Annotated in this window: 12 protein-coding genes and 1 rRNA gene; 8 read left to right on the top strand and 5 right to left on the bottom strand. The window is 48.6% G+C overall.

Annotated elements, in window-relative coordinates; all coding sequences use genetic code 11:
- Window positions 1-156, top strand: a 23S ribosomal RNA gene (locus MUB35_RS28640); the annotation flags it as partial.
- Window positions 157-400: 244 nt separating this feature from the next.
- Here the strand turns inward: MUB35_RS28640 and MUB35_RS28635 are convergent.
- Window positions 401-1,669 (bottom strand): MFS transporter, encoded by a 1,269-nt coding sequence (locus MUB35_RS28635; protein WP_033143731.1) that lies wholly within the window; start codon window positions 1,667-1,669, stop codon window positions 401-403.
- 279 nt (window positions 1,670-1,948) lie between these two features.
- Between MUB35_RS28635 and MUB35_RS28630 the strand changes: the two genes are divergently transcribed.
- The 6 genes from MUB35_RS28630 (at window position 1,949) to MUB35_RS28605 (ending at window position 10,099) form a co-directional block, all read left to right on the top strand.
- Entirely contained in the window at window positions 1,949-3,349 is a 1,401-nt protein-coding gene (locus tag MUB35_RS28630) for an ABC transporter substrate-binding protein (RefSeq protein ID WP_227245231.1), read from the top strand.
- Between the two features lie 44 nt (window positions 3,350-3,393).
- Window positions 3,394-4,317, top strand: a complete 924-nt coding sequence (locus MUB35_RS28625; protein WP_033143729.1) for a carbohydrate ABC transporter permease — start codon at window positions 3,394-3,396, stop codon at window positions 4,315-4,317.
- Between the two features lies 1 nt (window position 4,318).
- Window positions 4,319-5,146 carry a carbohydrate ABC transporter permease gene (locus MUB35_RS28620; protein ID WP_033143728.1) on the top strand — a complete coding sequence of 276 codons (828 nt, stop codon included), beginning with the start codon at window positions 4,319-4,321 and terminating at the stop codon, window positions 5,144-5,146.
- Window positions 5,147-5,235: 89 nt separating this feature from the next.
- Window positions 5,236-6,840, top strand: a complete 1,605-nt coding sequence (locus MUB35_RS28615) for an extracellular solute-binding protein (RefSeq protein ID WP_103732639.1) — start codon at window positions 5,236-5,238, stop codon at window positions 6,838-6,840.
- Between the two features lie 3 nt (window positions 6,841-6,843).
- Complete coding sequence (locus MUB35_RS28610) at window positions 6,844-8,709, top strand: sensor histidine kinase (RefSeq protein WP_148393139.1); 1,866 nt, start codon at window positions 6,844-6,846, stop codon at window positions 8,707-8,709.
- Entirely contained in the window at window positions 8,681-10,099 is a 1,419-nt protein-coding gene (locus tag MUB35_RS28605; RefSeq protein WP_244807268.1) for a response regulator, read from the top strand. Before MUB35_RS28610 ends, MUB35_RS28605 begins: the two co-directional genes overlap by 29 nt.
- Before the next feature lie 74 nt (window positions 10,100-10,173).
- Here the strand turns inward: MUB35_RS28605 and MUB35_RS28600 are convergent, their stop codons facing one another.
- Together MUB35_RS28600 and MUB35_RS28595 are read right to left on the bottom strand one after the other, a co-directional pair.
- On the bottom strand, window positions 10,174-10,878 hold the full coding sequence (locus MUB35_RS28600; RefSeq protein WP_033143235.1) for a DUF6320 domain-containing protein: 705 nt from the start codon (window positions 10,876-10,878) through the stop codon (window positions 10,174-10,176).
- A 21-nt stretch (window positions 10,879-10,899) separates the two neighbouring features.
- Complete coding sequence (locus tag MUB35_RS28595; RefSeq protein WP_103732000.1) at window positions 10,900-12,198, bottom strand: alcohol acetyltransferase; 1,299 nt, start codon at window positions 12,196-12,198, stop codon at window positions 10,900-10,902.
- Window positions 12,199-12,362: 164 nt separating this feature from the next.
- Here MUB35_RS28595 and MUB35_RS28590 point away from each other — a divergent pair, with 164 nt between their 5' ends.
- On the top strand, window positions 12,363-13,259 hold the full coding sequence (locus tag MUB35_RS28590; protein ID WP_148393136.1) for an alpha/beta hydrolase: 897 nt from the start codon (window positions 12,363-12,365) through the stop codon (window positions 13,257-13,259).
- 5 nt (window positions 13,260-13,264) lie between these two features.
- Here MUB35_RS28590 and MUB35_RS28585 read toward each other — a convergent pair whose 3' ends face one another.
- Both MUB35_RS28585 and MUB35_RS28580 read right to left on the bottom strand, forming a co-directional pair.
- The gene (locus tag MUB35_RS28585; RefSeq protein WP_244807267.1) at window positions 13,265-14,821 is read right to left on the bottom strand and encodes a PucR family transcriptional regulator; all 1,557 of its coding nucleotides are present in this window, start codon (window positions 14,819-14,821) and stop codon (window positions 13,265-13,267) included.
- A 148-nt stretch (window positions 14,822-14,969) separates the two neighbouring features.
- Window positions 14,970-16,340 carry an MFS transporter gene (locus MUB35_RS28580; protein ID WP_244807266.1) on the bottom strand — a complete coding sequence of 457 codons (1,371 nt, stop codon included), beginning with the start codon at window positions 16,338-16,340 and terminating at the stop codon, window positions 14,970-14,972.
- Window positions 16,341-16,346 lie beyond the last annotated feature (6 nt).

Here is a 16,346-nt window from a genome sequence, read left to right as displayed (position 1 = left end):
GCTGAAGGCATCTAAGCGTGAAGCCCCCCTCAAGATGAGATATCCCATTCTTTAAAGAAGTAAGACCCCTTGAAGACGACGAGGTAGATAGGGCAGAGGTGGAAGTGCAGCAATGTATGTAGCTGACTGCTACTAATCGGTCGAGGGCTTGACCTGAGCACGGAAGTGCAAACGGCGGGTAAGAAAAAGGTTTTTGAGTTTTGTATATGCGGTTTTGAAGGTATATAAAAGATATGTACATGATATCCTATAAACATGATTTGATGTTTATAGGATTTTTTATTTTACAGAAATAATGAACAGAAATATATCCGGCAGCAAAGGGCAGAATACGAAAAAATCCACAGTACACCAGTATTACAAGTGTACTGTGGATTTTTTTGTCTGCTCATAAATCAGATCAATGTTTTTCCCGCTTCAGATCTTTGGAGAAGGACAGAAGCGCCAGCCCTAAAAGGAAAATACAGATATTGAAATAGAAGGGATAGGCCGGATTCAGGTCATAGAACCATCCGATCAGGCTGCCGAAGGGAACGGAAAGGGCAATCATCAGCATGTTATAAAGTGCATATATTCTGGAACGTTCCTTTTCATCTACGAACAGTGCCATAAGCGCGTCTTTCCTGGGAATGACAATAGCGTAAGCGGAGGATTCCAGGATTGTGTACAGCATAACCAGCAGGAGATTTTTCTGCGGACAGAGAATCAGGAGTATATGGCTGGCTATGTAGATAAAAAATCCGATGATCATGGAGTTTCTGATCCTGAGCCGGTGAAACAGATTCTGCAGGAACACCACGAAGAGGATCATGATCACAGTCCTTATGAGCGGAAATACAGCCACCAGTTCTTCTGAAATATGCAGGCTCTCTGTTATGTAGAGTGAAAAAAAGTTAGTAGTCGCAATCAGAAGTATATTGGTTAAAGTCATAATGTAGACCACAAGGCGCATCCTGGATGAGCGCAGGATCTGCATGAAGATTTCCTTATATCCGGTCAGCATGGAAAAATAGGACATATTCTTAGTCTCTTCCATTCGCTGCCGGCCAATCTTGGTTTCACCTCCGAATTTGTAAAGAAGAACAAATTTGGCTGTCATGGATATTCCTGACAGGAAGAAGATCACGCGAAATACAGGTACCAGATCATATATTTTCAGCAGCCAGATGGAAAGTGGTGCGAAGAATACAGAGAGCATACCGCATATCTGTATCAGGGTAAATGCATTGGTAATATGCTCCGGGGGACAGTCCTCAATAAACAGGCAGTTCCAGGAAGTATTGGTGATCTGAAAGGAGGCATTGATGGCAGCCGCAATCAGAAAATGCCAGAAATTCTGGGAGAAGGCCCATATAAAACAGGGGATACTCCAGGAGATGGTGTCAAAGATCACAGTTGCCCTGCGCCGCCCCATTTTGTCAGTCAGGGCGCCTCCGATAAATGCAAAAAAAACCTGCAGCAGAAAACCAAGTGAGAGGGTAGTCCCGATCTCCAGGCTGGAAAGCCCGATCTTCCGCATATAAAGTGCCTGATACGGGGAAAAGAGGGAATAAGGGATGAACCAAAGAGGCTCTGTGCAGATAGACCATTTAGGGTTCCCTTTCAGCTGGAGGAAGGTCTGTACCAGAACATGGTTTCGGATTCTGTTTCTTAAGGGGTAAGATTTCATAATGAGTAAGCGTTCCTTTTCATCGTAATATTGTAGAGAATCTTTTTTCATTATAAGGAAAGGCAGCCTTTAAGTAAAGCAGATAATCTCTTAAAATTCAACAAAATTTCACCATGGAAACAGTCGTTATGCTCAGAAAATCAGGCGTTTCTAAAAAAATGACACCAGATTAAAATTTGGGCCATTATGTGAGGAAAAGGCCGGAGATATAATAAAGCCATCTCAAAAGGAAGCAGCACCATAAAGCGTGCAGAATAAAAAACAGGAGGAATGAAAAGTATGAGAATGAAAAGAGCAGCGGCATTTACACTGGCCGGTCTGATGGCGGTTTCCATGACGGCATGTGGTTCAGGAAACGGGGGAAGTGCAAAGGGCAGTACATCTGACAGCACAGAGGAGACGAAAAATGAGGCGGCGGCTACAGCGGGGAAAAAGGATGCTTCTGAAAAGCTGGTCGTGTGGACACTGGCGGATGACCTGAAACAGTTTGCTGAGCGCTACTGTGAAAAGAACCCGGATGTACAGATAGAAACAGTGACCATCGCACCTGCAGATTATCCCACAAAGATACAGACAGCCATGCGCGGAAAACAGACCACTCCGGATATCATTGTAGGGGAACCGCAGATGCTGGAGGATATGTACGAGGCGGGATATTTTGAGGATTTGGATCAGGAGCCTTACAATGCCCAGGACTATGCAGATAAGATCGTAGACTATGTGTGGGATGTGGGAAAAGACGCAGACGGCGTGCAGAGAGCAATCTCCTATCAGATCACTCCCTGCGGTGTTTTTTACAGAAGGGATATTGCAGAGAAAGTGTTTGGGACGGATGACCCGGAGGAAATCGGTAACCTGTTCCAGGATTATGACACGATTCTCTCAACAGGGGAGACACTCAGGGATGCCGGCTACAAAATATTTGCCTCTGACATGGAGATGACATATTTTTCCGGTGACAGCGCCTGGGTGGAGGACGGAAAGCTGAAGATAGATCAGGCCAGAATGGACTATCTTGACTCCTGCGTGAAGCTCTACCAGAACGATATGACAGCATACGTTGCCCAGTGGTCCACAACCTGGTATCAGGCTATGGGCGGTTCTGTGCCGGTGATCGACAAAGAAACAAACGTATGGGATGAGACCGAGATGGAGGAAGCTGCTGAGAACGGAAAGACAACAGAAATCTTTGCCTACGGCCTTCCCGCCTGGGGTGTGGTGACCATGCGAGACCATGTGGGCGACTTATCCGGAAAATGGGGAGTATGCGCAGGTCCTGCTTACGGATTCAGCGGCGGTACCTACATAGGCATCAGCGCTCTCAGTGAAAAGAAAGAGCTGGCCTGGGATTTCCTGAAATTCTGTACCTTGACGGAAGAGACACTGGACTGGTGGATCGAGGCTTCACAGGGAGACGTGGTATCTTATCTTCCATGTCTGGAAAAGCATAAAGAGGATGAAAATACGGTATACGGCGGTGAAAAATTATACCAGTTCTTCCTGGAACAGGCAGAGGGGATTGACTATTCTAAAGTCACCAAGTACGACAAGAAGATAAATGATGCATGGGCAGCGGCCATCGACTCCATCAAGACAGGAGAAAAGTCAAAAGAGGATGCAGTGGATGAATTTTACGATGTAGTAGCATCCACATATCCGGAGATTGAAATCCAGCGCTGAGTGTAACTGTGCAGACAGTTCTGTGTATAGAAAAGAGGGAAAAAATGGGAGAAAAGGCTGTGCCCGGAAAAAAGAAAAGAAACATTGAGTCAACCGGTTATTTCTTTGTTGCTCCGTTTGTGATTGCATTTATCATTTTCAGCGTCTATCCGGTGCTTCGGACATTTTATCTGAGCTTTACCGATTATAAGGGATTCGGGGATGCGGCGCTGACGGGAGGTGTGAATTATCTGCGTGTTCTTCAGGATAAATTTTTCTGGAGATCCCTGTGGAACACCGCGAAGATCTGGAGCGTAAATATTGTCCTGCAATTGGGACTGGCTTTGGCACTGACGATTGTGTTCAGTGATATCAAATATAAGATAAGAGGACTGGCAGTTTTCAGAGCCTTATATTACCTGCCGAATCTGATCGCGGCAACATCTGTTGCATTTCTCTTCAAAACACTGCTGGACTGGAGATACGGAACCCTGAACCAGATCCTTGTGGGTTCCGGCGCTGTGGGCAGCCCGGTCAACTGGCTTGGCTCCACGGCCACAGCCCCCTATGTGATCTCCGTCATCAGCGCGTGGATGTGGTTTGGCAACTCCTTTATCATGCTGATGGCAGGGGTACAGGGTATTTCCAAAGATTATTTTGAAGCAGCGGCCATCGACGGGGCAGGGAGGATGAAAACTTTTACGAGAATTACACTGCCGCTACTAAAGCCTATTATGTTGTATGTGGGAATCACATCACTGATCGGCGGACTGCAGATGTTTGACCTTCCGTTCCTTATCAGCGGCGGTACGGCGGGAAATCCAAGCGGCAGTACCCAGACAGTTGTTATGTATCTCTACAAATTCGGATTTGAGACAAATCAGGTGGGATATGCATCTGCTATTGCCTATGTATTGTTTATCATCATATTCCTGTTTTCCGCACTGCAGTTTAAAGTGATGTACGGCAGGAAAAAGGGAGGGAACTGATATGGCAGCAAAAGCGAAAAAGAGTATATTGTACATCATTCTGATCCTTCTGGCTGTTATATGCCTGATGCCTTTTGCGCTCATGATGGTAAATGCCACCAGAAGCGGTTCCGAGATCGTACATTCCTTTACACTGATCCCAAGCAATGCTCTGGCGCAGAACTGGGAGACCGTGTCCGGATACTTTGACCTGTTCAAGGGAATCTTAAACAGTCTTATAGTATCTGTTCCGGCCACACTGTTATCTTCTTATTTCTCTGCCATGGCAGCTTACGGGCTTGTGATGTATAAATTTAAGGGAAACAAATTCATCAGCGGCGTCATCATTATTTTCATGATGATACCGGGCCAGCTCAGTATGATAGGATTTTACGACCTGATCACAAAAATGCATATGATCGATACCTACTGGCCGCTCATCCTCCCTGCCATTGCCGCTCCCGGCACCGTGTTTTTCCTGAGGCAGTATTGTGAGGGCGCTCTGCAGCCTGCCCTTATTGAGGCGGCCAGAATGGATGGGGCGAAGGAAATCTATATTTTCCATAAAATTATCCTTCCCCTCATGTCACCCGGCATAGCTACTATGGCGATCGGTGCTTTCATCGGAAGCTGGAACAGTTACCTGATACCCCTTATCTTACTGAACACACCGGAAAAATTTACGCTTCCTGTCATGATCGCATCCCTGAATGCATCCACGGATATCACGGCAAACCAGGGAGCCATTTATCTGGCGGTTGCTATTTCCGTGATCCCGATTCTCATTGTGTTCGCATTCTGTTCCAAATACATTATCGGCAGTATATCAGCCGGAGGTGTCAAAGAGTAGGAACTGTGATATAATAAACAAAAGCTTGCTCATATTTGGAGGCTGCGGTTTCTGCCGCAGCCCCGGTCAAAAGAGAAGGAGCGGATAAAATGAGAAAGAAAAGGTATCTGCCCATGCTTGCGGCTTCCCTGGCCCTTGCAGGTCTTATGGGCGGCTGCGGGGATACCGGCCTTATGCCGGCCGGACGGGAAGAGGAGAAGACAGAGAGCAAAACGGCGGATCTGGACTGGTATATTAATTTTTCCTGGTTTACCACCACTTGGGGGAAGAGTGAGGTTTCCAAAGCTGTCACGGATCTTACAGGGGTCAATGTCCATTTTCTCTCCCCAAAAGGGGACGAGTCTGAAAAATTAAATGCCATGATCGCCGCTGATACCCTGCCGGATCTGGTCACTCTTGAATGGTCAGCAGCGCAGAACAGTGAAATGATAAAAAACGGACAGGTATATGCCCTGAATGAGCTTGCGGATCAATATGACCCGGGCTTTTATGACGTTCTGGATCAGGATGTACTGGATTGGTACAAACAGTCGGACGGAAATCTGTATGCCTATTACAACTCTTTCTATACCCCGCAGGATTATGAGGAGAACGAAGAGATTCCGTCCAATCAGGTATTTCTTGTGAGAAAGGATATCTACGAGGCATTGGGAGAACCGGATATGACAACGCCGGAGGGCTTTTCGGAAGCTGTAAAAAGAGCGGCGGAATTATTTCCGGAAGTAAACGGGGAACCTCTGATTCCCATCGGTGCGGATGAATTTACAGACAGGGGAAACGTTTCTTTTGGTCTGTATCTGCAGTCATTTCTGGCGGTACCTTATGAAAAAGACGGAATATATTATGACAGGAACACTGACCCGGATTATCTGGCATGGCTGAAGACGTTCCGGGAGCTTGCCGGTGAAGGGTATCTAAAGGACGAGATATTTGTGGACAAAAGGCTGCAGCTAAAAGAAAAATTTGAAAAGGGGCAGTATTTCTGTCTGCTTTACCAGTCTACAGATATTATTGACCAGCAGAGGAAGCTGGGAGAGACGAACCCGGACTGTGTGTATATTGCGGTGGAGGGACCGCGCAATCTGGCAGGGGATGATCCGCAGCTTCCGGTGGGCGGGATCTACGGATGGACAGCCACCTATATACCAAAAAACTGCAGTGATCCAAAGAAAGCACTGGAGTTATTAAAATATCTGATCAGCGAGGAAGGCCAGAAAATGACTTTCCTGGGTGTTGAGGGGAGTATGTACGATATGAAGGATGGCGTGCCTGTGGTGAGGCCGGAAGTAAAAGAACTGCTGTCCTCTGACAGGCAGGCCTATGACGAGCGCTACGGGGCAGACAATACCTACTGGATGATGCAGAATAATGTGATGCAGATGAAGTGGAAAAATGAGACAGATCCTGTGATCCGCCAGCTTCAGGAGTGGACCTATCCTTATACGATATATACATCCCAGTACAGTACAAATTTTAACGGGGACGCCGTGTTGGCTGCGCTGGAGGAAAAGCAGCAGAAAATATGGGGAGATACCCTGCCAAAACTGCTTCTTGCGGACAGTGATCAGGAATTTGACAGGATACTGCAGGACTATCTGGAGCTGAGAGCGGAAAACGGATATGACACCTATGCGGAGAACATGACGGAGGCTTACAGACAGAACAAGGAAAAACTGGGATTTTCAGAGGATTAGGCTATGGATAGAGTGGGGAATGTATTTGCGAATCTGAAACTGAATCAAAAGTTTACACTTGCCATCATGCTGATCGTTGTCATGCCCATGGTGGGCTTTTCCATTTTTCTGTATCAGAACATATCCAAGAATACCTTGCAGCAGTCTGCCTCGGAGCTGGGCAATCAGGTGAAAGAGGATTATGGAACCATGCAGAGTATTGTGGAGTTCTCCAATATGTCTGCTCAGTCCTTTTTGGGAAACCAGGCATTAAAGGATATGCTGCTGCGCTTAAAAGACCATGAGGAGATCAGAACAGAAGATTACATAGCATTCAACAGGGATGATATCGCCCTGCTGGAACGCCTGGTGAACAGCAACCCCTATCTGTATCAGGTGCGTGTCTATGCGGACAGCAATACATTTCCGGAGATGATACCCATCCTCTATCACGGGGACAGAGTCTATGATTTTCCCTGGGGAGAGGATTACGAACCCGGCAAATGGCAGATCGACTATGCAGACGATTCCGTCACACATCTGATGGCGCTGATCAATGACGCGGAGGATGATTACGGGAACAAAATAGGGACCATTGAGACAGCGGTTTCCATGGATGAATTTTTTCCTGACATGTACCGGGGCGGTGAGCGCGTCTGGTCTTGTTTTGTGTCTGCGGACGGACAGGTAGCTGCGGATGACAGGGCAGCTTCAGAGAGCCCCTGGAAAGAGGCGGCAGCTAGAATGGCCGCCCGGACAGAGCAGCCCCCAAAGGAGATGGAGATGAAGAACATTACCCTTGAGGGGGAACCCGTCATATGGGTGAGCCAGCCTGTAAAGGAGCTGTCAGGGACCTATATCCGGGTTGCCAGCATTAAAGACCAGATGAATCGGCTTGCAGCTTATAAAAACCAGCTTCTGCTTATCCTGCTGGTTATTTTTCTATGTCTGGCGCTGGTCGTGAACAGCGTTGTGAAGGTACTTCTGCGGAAATTCTATCACATGCTCCTGGTGGTCCGGAAGGTACAGGAGGGGGACCTGGCACAGCGTGTATCCAACCCCGGCAGTGATGAGATGGGGGAGATGAGCACCCAGTTCAATAAGATGCTGGACCACATCCAGATTCTGATGAAGGAGAACATAAACAGGGAGGTCCTGATCAAGAACACAGAGATCAAGGCACTTCAAAACCAGATCAATGCGCATTTTATCTACAATGTTCTGGAGGCTGTCAAAATGATGGCTGAGATCAACGAGGAATATGAGATCTCGGACTCTGTGACAGCACTGGGCGAACTGCTCCGGTATGGTATGAAATGGACATCCAGTGATGTGACGATCCGCCAGGAGGTGGAGTATATAAAGAACTATATACAGCTTATGAACCTCCGTTATGACTACACCATCGGACTTTCCATCAATATACCGGATCATATCTATGAGCAGCAGATACCGAAGATGTCCCTGCAGCCCATTGTGGAAAATGCCATCTGCCATGGAATTGAGGAGACGGAAGAGGACTCTGTTATCTATATCAAAGCAGTCTGTCATGAGAAGGACTATGATATAGAGATCACAGATTCCGGAAAGGGAATGGATGAGCAGCAGATCGCGCTGCTGAAACGTAAGGTGAGTGGGGAGATTGAAGTGAGCGGCGGCTCAGGAAACGGAATCGGGCTTAAAAATGTACAGGACAGAATCCATATCCGTTTCGGGGAAAGCTATGGCCTGCATTTTGCGTCCAGGGAGGGGTGCTATACAAAGGTGAGCGTGCGCCTGCCGTATTCGGCGGCTCACATTCCGGAGGACAGCGGTACGTTTGGCGGTACAGAGAAAGAAAAGGGGATTGAGGAAAAAAGAGATGAAGACGCTGTTGATTGTGGAAGATGAAAAAATGATCCGCCAGGGAATCGCTGTTATGTCAAAGCGCAGCAAGGTGGAGATTCAGGAGATCCTTGAGTGCAGAAACGGCCTGGAGGCAATGAAGCTTCTGGAGGAGCGGGACATAGATGTAATGTTCACAGATATCCGCATGCCGAAGATGGATGGGATCGACCTGGTAAAGGAGACGGAAAAATTAAGCCGCAGGCCCAAAATAGTGGTCATCAGCGGATATGATGATTTTAATTACGCGGTGGAAATGCTGAAGCACGGTGTCCAGGACTATATCCTGAAACCTGTGAAAAGAGATAAAATAGAGGAGCTGCTGCAGAAGCTGGACGCGCAGATCATGGAGGAAAAGAAATGCGCGGGATTTGACAGACAGGCGTTTTCCAGGCAGATGATGTACTATCTGGAAAATCCCCAGGTTTCAGAGGAGGACCTGGCAGCGCTTAAGTGGAAATTTGAGCAGTATATGGGGCAGGAGTCCTATTACGCGGTGGCAGCGGGCAGAACCGGAGGGGGAAGACCCACCGGTGCTCTGTGTATGGAAAACGAGGGGCAGTGTATATTCTTCTGCCCCGGCAGTGCTGTCTATGAGGAGGAGCCGGATATGTGCGCGGGGATAAGCGGCCCGCATATCTCCTTTGAGGAGGCTGCAGATGCTTACAGGGAAGCCATGGAGGCCAGAATACAGGCCTTTTTGTACGGCAGCTCCCGGCGCTGCCGGTGCGGGGAGGAGAGCGGGAAAATCCCCGGTGATTTTGTGGAACGTTTTGTTCAGCAATTTCCGACAGAACATTTAGACCAGGCATTGATTTCCTTTCAGAATTATTTTTTTGAGGCAGAGCATGGGAAGATAGACGGGAGAGATATGACAGACACTGCCCGGAATCTGCAGAGAGCGCTGGAGGAGACCTATAAAAAGCTGCTCCCGGAAGAAGAACAGGATATTTTTCAAAGGGAACACCCCCTGGCATGGAGATGCGCAGAGGAATACCTGGAGGATTTTGTATCCTGGGTCAGACAGGCAGGGAGCTGCCTTGACCGGGTCTGTGACAGCAACCTGAACCACAGCAGAATCAGGGCAGCAGTGCGCTTTGTGGAGGAGAATTTCAGGAAGGATGTGAATATGGCTATGGTTTCCAATCACGTCTCCATGAACTATTCCCTGTTCTCCATTGCTTTCAAAGAATATACAGGCGTGAATTTTGTCAGCTATCTGAAAAAACTGAGGATTGAGGAGGCGAAACGTCTTCTGGAGACTACAGAGGAAAAGGTCCAGGATATCGGCCGGATGGCCGGATTTGAGAATGATAAGAATTTCCTGAAGTGTTTCAAGGCAGCCTGTGGGGTCTCACCTTCAGAATACAGGAAAAATACGGCAATGAGAAAGTAAAAGTCAAAAGTCCGGGGACATAAAAAGCCGCACGTTCGATCATAAGATCGTCTGTGCGGCTTTTTCTATTGCTCTTAGATATGCATCCTTTTTCTGACCTCATTTCTCAGGCCGCTTCTTCTCAGGATGGTGATCAGTGCCCCGTCAATTATAACAGAACAGGTTAGCACTACAGCAGACCAGGACAGGGCCAGGGGTTCCTGATAGTAGTGCTGGATCAGCAGCTCAATACAGATTGTCAGAACCGCGATCTCCGCCAGAACCACTGCAGCCAGGGACAATATGGAGCGGTGCCTGTACCTGAGGCAGAAAGCAAAGATGAGGAAGAGCACTGTGATAATACCGATTATGGGAACGGCAAGCTGCACGTACCATCCTCTGCCCGGATGCAGCCAGGCAATGATGCCGAAATACATGGCAATGCTCAGACCGTCCAGAAAAAGGCTCACATAAGGATTTAATTTCGCCGAAAAAAACAGGGGCAGGAAAAAAATCCACAGAACTACACAGATCCCGATCACATACAGGGACCAGCTTCCGAACTGAAAGAAAAACAAATTTAACAGACCGCAGACCACCGCAGTGGTGGCCAGTATAACGGTCATGAGAATGGTGATATCACGCCGCGGCACCTGCTCGGCATGGCCTTCTAAGGAGGGGAAGGGTTTGGGCGCGGCAGTATCCGGCGGCTGTTTTGGATTGATGACTTTTGTATTGCACAGGGGACAGACTTTACAGGTCTTGTCAAGTTCCACCCCGCAGTTCACACAGTATGACATAAAGGATTCCTCCGAATTTATTTAATCCTCGGTTTCTCGGTTGCTCTCTATTTTGACCGAAATTCCGTCTGATACCAGTTTGCGGAAGAATATGCGTTCCACATCGGCTTCCACAATACTGCTGGCAAAACTTATGGTCAGGGTATTCTCGTAGCTGACTACCGCACAGTTGGTCCTGGCTGAAAAAGGCTGGCCCATGAGAACATCAAAGCGCTCCACATAGGGTTTCATCTCCTCCGGGACCTGTACAATGCCAAGGTTGGTAAGCCCTGCCGTGGACTGCCGGTCCTGTACCCGGATGTAGAACTGTCTGACCACAAAATCCTTTAAAAAAAGAGGGACAATGCGGATGAAAGGGCTTTGCTGGGTGGCGGCATTGGTGGTGATGTCAGCATTTAAGAATTTGTTGTTGATATAATACCGCATATAGTGGTGTACCTGCACCAGGATTTCCTCAAAGGTGTATTCCCCCATTCTGGGATCAATGGAAGGATAGACCATGGTGATAAAATTCCGCAGCGTGATGGATGGAAAGAATTTGCGCAGGTTCACAGGCAGCGCAAGCTTCACGGGTTTTTCGCGGAATACGTGGTCAGCCTTTTGTTTTTCCAGAAGGGAGTAGAGAAGCACGGCATTTAAATATTCGGTTATGGATGCCTTATAGCTTCTGGCAACCTTAAGGATTTTATCCACGGGCATGATGCCGCTGATAATATTCAGGGTATAGAAGGGTTCCTTGGTTCCCCTGACCCGGTAGGCACTGCCCTGTGTGCGGGCCGGCTTTACCCTTGAGGAGGCATAGCGGATATAGGCGTCTTCCAGTTCCTCGGGGTCCGGCTCCTCATGGATATCCAGAACGCCGTCCCGGTTTGGTATCTCATGGCCCTGCAGGCGCAGATATACGGCTGTGATGGTCCGCAGCAGGTACAGGGCGCCGTTACCGTCGGAAAGGGAATGGAACATTTCCAGGGATATCTTGTTATGGTAATAGTATATCCGGATCAGATACCGGTTATTGGCCTTAAAGGACATAGGCATACAGGGATTCACAATGTCAGGCTGGACGAAGGGCCCGGGTCTGTCATTGGGCTCCAGATATCTCCAAAACAGCCCTTTTCTCAGTGCCACCTTGAAGGCAGGGAAACGGGGCAGTGCCAGGTCCACGGCTTTCTGCAGAAGGGGAGGGTCCACCTCCTCTTTCATGATAATGGTGATCCGATACACGCTGGAAAAGTTTTTTCGCTGCAGCGTGGGATATACATTTGCGGATAGATCTAATTTGTACCATGTAGCACGGTTTTTGTTTGTTTTTTTCTCCATAGGTTTATTATAAGGGGATGCGGGAAAATTATCAATAAAAACAGAAAAGAAACCGGAATGTTACTGTTCACGCAGTGAACAGTAACACCGGAATAGACGGATGGGAGGGACTGTGTTAGAATGAAACTATATTGCCAGGCCACTAAAAGCAGAAGGAGAATCCTATGGAAATAAATCTAAAGAGCAGCCAGAGCCTCATGAAAGCCATCAAAAAGATGCATACACTGGTAGAAAGCCCCGATGTGGAGAAGCAGAGGGCATCACAGGAAAATATAAGCGGCATTTTCTCAAAGAGCAAAGACATGAAATATGAAAATTTTGAGATAGAGGGAATTCCCGCCGAATGGGTCAGTGTGGACCGAAGGCATATGAAAAAATATGTGATCCTCTACTGCCACGGCGGCGGCTACAACACGGGGAGCTTCCGCTATGCCAGAAGTGTTACCAACAAGCTGGCCAGCACCACATCCATGGATGTACTCAGCTTTGATTACCGCCTTGCGCCGGAGTGTCCTTATCCGGCGGCTTTGGAGGACGCGGTCAAGGTCTGGGATCACCTCATGCATGTAGGTTATGGGGCCAGGGACGTGATCGTGGCAGGTGACTCCGCCGGGGGGAATCTGGCGCTTACTCTTGTGCAGAAATTAAAGGAACAGGGCCGTATTCTTCCAAGGGGCATCATCCTCTTCTCTCCCTGGACGGACCTTACAAAGAGCGGAAGATCCCATGAATTGAAAGCGGAGATCGACCCGATCCTTTCCGAGGAATATATCGATAAGGCAATCCGTGACTATGCGGACGGAGAGGATCTGAGAAATCCCTTTATCTCCCCGCTTTTTGCGGATTTCACGGGATTTCCGCCCACCTATATCCAGGTGGGTGAGAATGAGATCCTGCTCTCCGATTCCCTGAATCTGCAGAAACGGCTGAGAAAGTTTCATGTGCAGGTACAGCTTGATTATTACAGCGGCATGTGGCATGTGTTTCAGATGTCACCTTTTAAGGCTGCTTATGATGCCATGGACCAGATGGCAGAATTTATCTTTGACATCTGCAGATAGTGTGGTCAGATGTAGTCCAGGATATAGAAGCCCATCATCAGGTAAAGCCGGGTCATAAAATCATCCAGGTTTGCCCCTGTAAGCTGGGTGATGCGGTTCAGCCGGTGGGGTAGGGTGCTTCTGTTTATTTTGAGGAGCTGAGCGGTGAGTGTGCTGTTCCGCTCATTCATGAGATAAGTCTTCAGGGTCTCGTACAGCTCCGTGCCGTGCTCTTTGTCGTAGTGGAGAAGCTGGTGCAGGGTATCCGGGGCAATGCTCTCCTTTGTGAACTCGCCTGTGCCCTCCAGCAGCCAGTATTTCAGCACATAGTCCTGGAATTCATTATACCAGTGGGGGACACGCTCCATCTGGCTGTAGCTCAGGGCGATCTGGGCCTGTTTTAAGTGGATGGGCAGTGTTGAGAAGCCGTGGAAGGGAAAGGATACGCCCATGCGCAGAAGCCCCTCCCTTATGATATAGGACATCTTCATGCGCAGGTCCTGAGGGGTGATCCGGCTTTTGCTGAGGTTGACCAGCAGATAAATATGGCCTTTATAGTAGCATGCATGGCATGCCTGGATGCGCTCCTCGATCTCATTGCAGATGCTGTATACGGACAGCTTCGTCACGTCTGTGCTCTCAAAGGAGATGATACCGCACAGGTACCGGTCTTCCTCCTCCCAACCCAGAATCTCCAGTTTGCGGCTGATATCAAGCCGGTCGGTCTCTGTGCCGCTTATAGTGTCTATGATCAGCTTTTCCAGCGGATGACGCTCGTCGTCCCCGGTATCGTTGCGCCGCAGAAGCGCCAGCTTAATGATCTCCGCAAAATAGGAAGCTATATAGAGCTGGCCGCGTGTCAGCGGTGTCTCCATCTCTGAGATGATAAATCTTCCCCTGTAACTCCCGTTCATCCACAGATTCACATAGATACAGCGGTCATTGTTGAAGTCGCTGTCCCAGAACTGTCCCCCAATGGTACTCAGTGTCTTTTTGTACGCCGGACTTGTCCGGAAGAAATTGATGGTGTTCAGATCCTGCATATACCGTTTGGTCTGTTCATTATAGGTAAAATTAAGTGCTCCCTCAAAATGGCGGGGACAGGCGAGAATATGGAAATACTCGTCGTGGATAAACACCGGATTGTGAAAATGCTCCAGCGCGGCAACGGTTATATCATACAGGCTTCCGTCCCGGTTCAAAATGTCGTTTAATTTTCGCTCAAGAAGGGCAAAGCACGCAAATATCTGCTGCAGAGTATTGAAGATTTCCGGCAGGGACATGGCATCGGGAAATATAAGGAGGCTGCAGGATGCGTGGAAGGTTCCTTTTTCGGGTTCCCCGGCCACGGCCAGAAAACCGTCAGGCAGCAAAAAAGGATGGGAGGACAGGGTTTTACAGTCAGCAAGATAAAGAAAGGCCCGGGACAGATCCTGCTGTCCGGTATAGAACTGTATGCCGGTCAGACATGGTTCCTCGTTTGGCGGCAGCAGGGAAACCGGTATTTCACGTTCCTTCAGTTTTTCATATAAGATCTGCATGCTCAGCAGAAGGCCTGCGGACGCGTTGTAGTTTTCACTCATGGTATTCCCTCCAAATCTCAGATAACATGGCAAAATCCATCCGGATTCCGGCAAAGGCTGCGCAGCCCGCCGGAAAATGGACGGATTTTGAAAATCTTTACTTGATTCTTATTTTATCGTATGGGAGGGCATTTTACCAGTGCTGATTTCACGTATACTGGTCTAATTTGTAGCCAAATGCCAGAATTACGGCGCCCAGCAGGATCACAACAGCCGGAATGATCATAAATCCCATGCTGATACCTCTCTGAAGCTGCAAAGAAGCCATGGAGGGGTCTGTCTCTGAACTGAACTGCGCGAGCGCCAGACAGGCAGAAATCAAAATGCCTCTTGACACAATACCGATTTTGATCGGTACCGTTAAAAGTCCCATGACCGTTCCGGTCACATCGTAGCCCAGTTTTTTTCCGCTGTAGGCCGCGCAGTTGGAGAAGAGCTCCGGGTCACAGGCATTGGTCAGTACAAGTATGAACATGACTGCACACATGGCGGCCATAACCACCCAGGTCTGACTGTAAGCAAAGAACGCGCCTGTGGCGATAACTGCCATCAGAAAGTAGGAACAGACCACGGTCTTCTTCGCGGTGAATCTGGCAACGATGAATTTTGATATGTAGGAAGCCACAACGCCAAGCAGGTTGGCGGCAAATACAAAGGTGGTCAGCAGCGCGGCATTCTGGCCCACATATGTAAAATAGTAGATAGCCAGCCCGTTCACCAGGAAGAGCACAATGTATTTTGTGATGCAGGACAGGAACAGCCACAGCAGGTGCGGATTACACCGGATGGCATCCAGCGCCCGGACTTTCTGGGCATTTGGTGCCGTTTGGGCAGAACGGGCCTGTCCGGCCATCCTCTGCAGTTCTTCCTCTTTGGTCATCTCATAGCCCTTGAACATGTTGAAATGGGCGTAAAATCCCGCTGCCATCAATGCGGAAAAAGCAAATGCAGTGGCAGCATAGGCATTCTTCTCCCCAAGCCACGCGGCAAAGACAGAGACAGCGGCAGGCCCGGCGTAGGAATATACCACAGAGGCCAGGGATGTCCACACCATCCTGGTAGAGGACAGTGTCATTCTCTCTTTTGGAGTCTTACCTGCAATGTTGATCATGGAAACATTGGCAATGAATGGAATGTTCCAGGCAATTCGGCTGGTGATCATAGCCACCGTGACGAAGATGGCGGCAGCCAGCCCGTTGCCTATTTTTATAAACTGCATGGCATACAGGAAGGGGACCATCCAGGGCGTCAGGATCAGCCAGGAGCGGTAGCGCCCCCATCTCTTGGGTTTTATCTTGTTCAGAAATGGACCATACAAGCAGGAGAGGATAGCATCCACCACTGCGGAGATGGTCGTCATCACAGTGATGACACCCAGGGAAAACTTTGCAATATTCGTAAAGAAGTAGGTTGCGTAAAACGTATCAATATTGGACATCAGCGTAAAGCCGAAATCGCCCACGCCGAAGAACCGTTTTAAGGGGGTACTCAGACCGTTTCGCTCTTTTTTATCCGGCATAAATCT

The sequence above is a fragment of the Blautia sp. NSJ-175 genome, from assembly GCF_022867815.1.
GTDB lineage: Bacteria > Bacillota > Clostridia > Lachnospirales > Lachnospiraceae > Blautia > Blautia celeris.
This window is presented reverse-complemented; position numbering and strand designations above follow the sequence as displayed.

Coding starts and splice junctions, on each gene's coding strand:
- MUB35_RS28600 (WP_033143235.1), bottom strand. CDS start 10,878: ATGTCATACTGTGTGAACTGCGGGGTGGAACTTGACAAGACCTGTAAA.
- MUB35_RS28630 (WP_227245231.1), top strand. CDS start 1,949: ATGAGAATGAAAAGAGCAGCGGCATTTACACTGGCCGGTCTGATGGCG.
- MUB35_RS28610 (WP_148393139.1), top strand. CDS start 6,844: ATGGATAGAGTGGGGAATGTATTTGCGAATCTGAAACTGAATCAAAAG.
- MUB35_RS28635 (WP_033143731.1), bottom strand. CDS start 1,669: ATGAAATCTTACCCCTTAAGAAACAGAATCCGAAACCATGTTCTGGTA.
- MUB35_RS28605 (WP_244807268.1), top strand. CDS start 8,681: ATGAAGACGCTGTTGATTGTGGAAGATGAAAAAATGATCCGCCAGGGA.
- MUB35_RS28595 (WP_103732000.1), bottom strand. CDS start 12,198: ATGGAGAAAAAAACAAACAAAAACCGTGCTACATGGTACAAATTAGAT.
- MUB35_RS28585 (WP_244807267.1), bottom strand. CDS start 14,821: ATGAGTGAAAACTACAACGCGTCCGCAGGCCTTCTGCTGAGCATGCAG.
- MUB35_RS28580 (WP_244807266.1), bottom strand. CDS start 16,340: ATGCCGGATAAAAAAGAGCGAAACGGTCTGAGTACCCCCTTAAAACGG.
- MUB35_RS28625 (WP_033143729.1), top strand. CDS start 3,394: ATGGGAGAAAAGGCTGTGCCCGGAAAAAAGAAAAGAAACATTGAGTCA.
- MUB35_RS28590 (WP_148393136.1), top strand. CDS start 12,363: ATGGAAATAAATCTAAAGAGCAGCCAGAGCCTCATGAAAGCCATCAAA.
- MUB35_RS28620 (WP_033143728.1), top strand. CDS start 4,319: ATGGCAGCAAAAGCGAAAAAGAGTATATTGTACATCATTCTGATCCTT.
- MUB35_RS28615 (WP_103732639.1), top strand. CDS start 5,236: ATGAGAAAGAAAAGGTATCTGCCCATGCTTGCGGCTTCCCTGGCCCTT.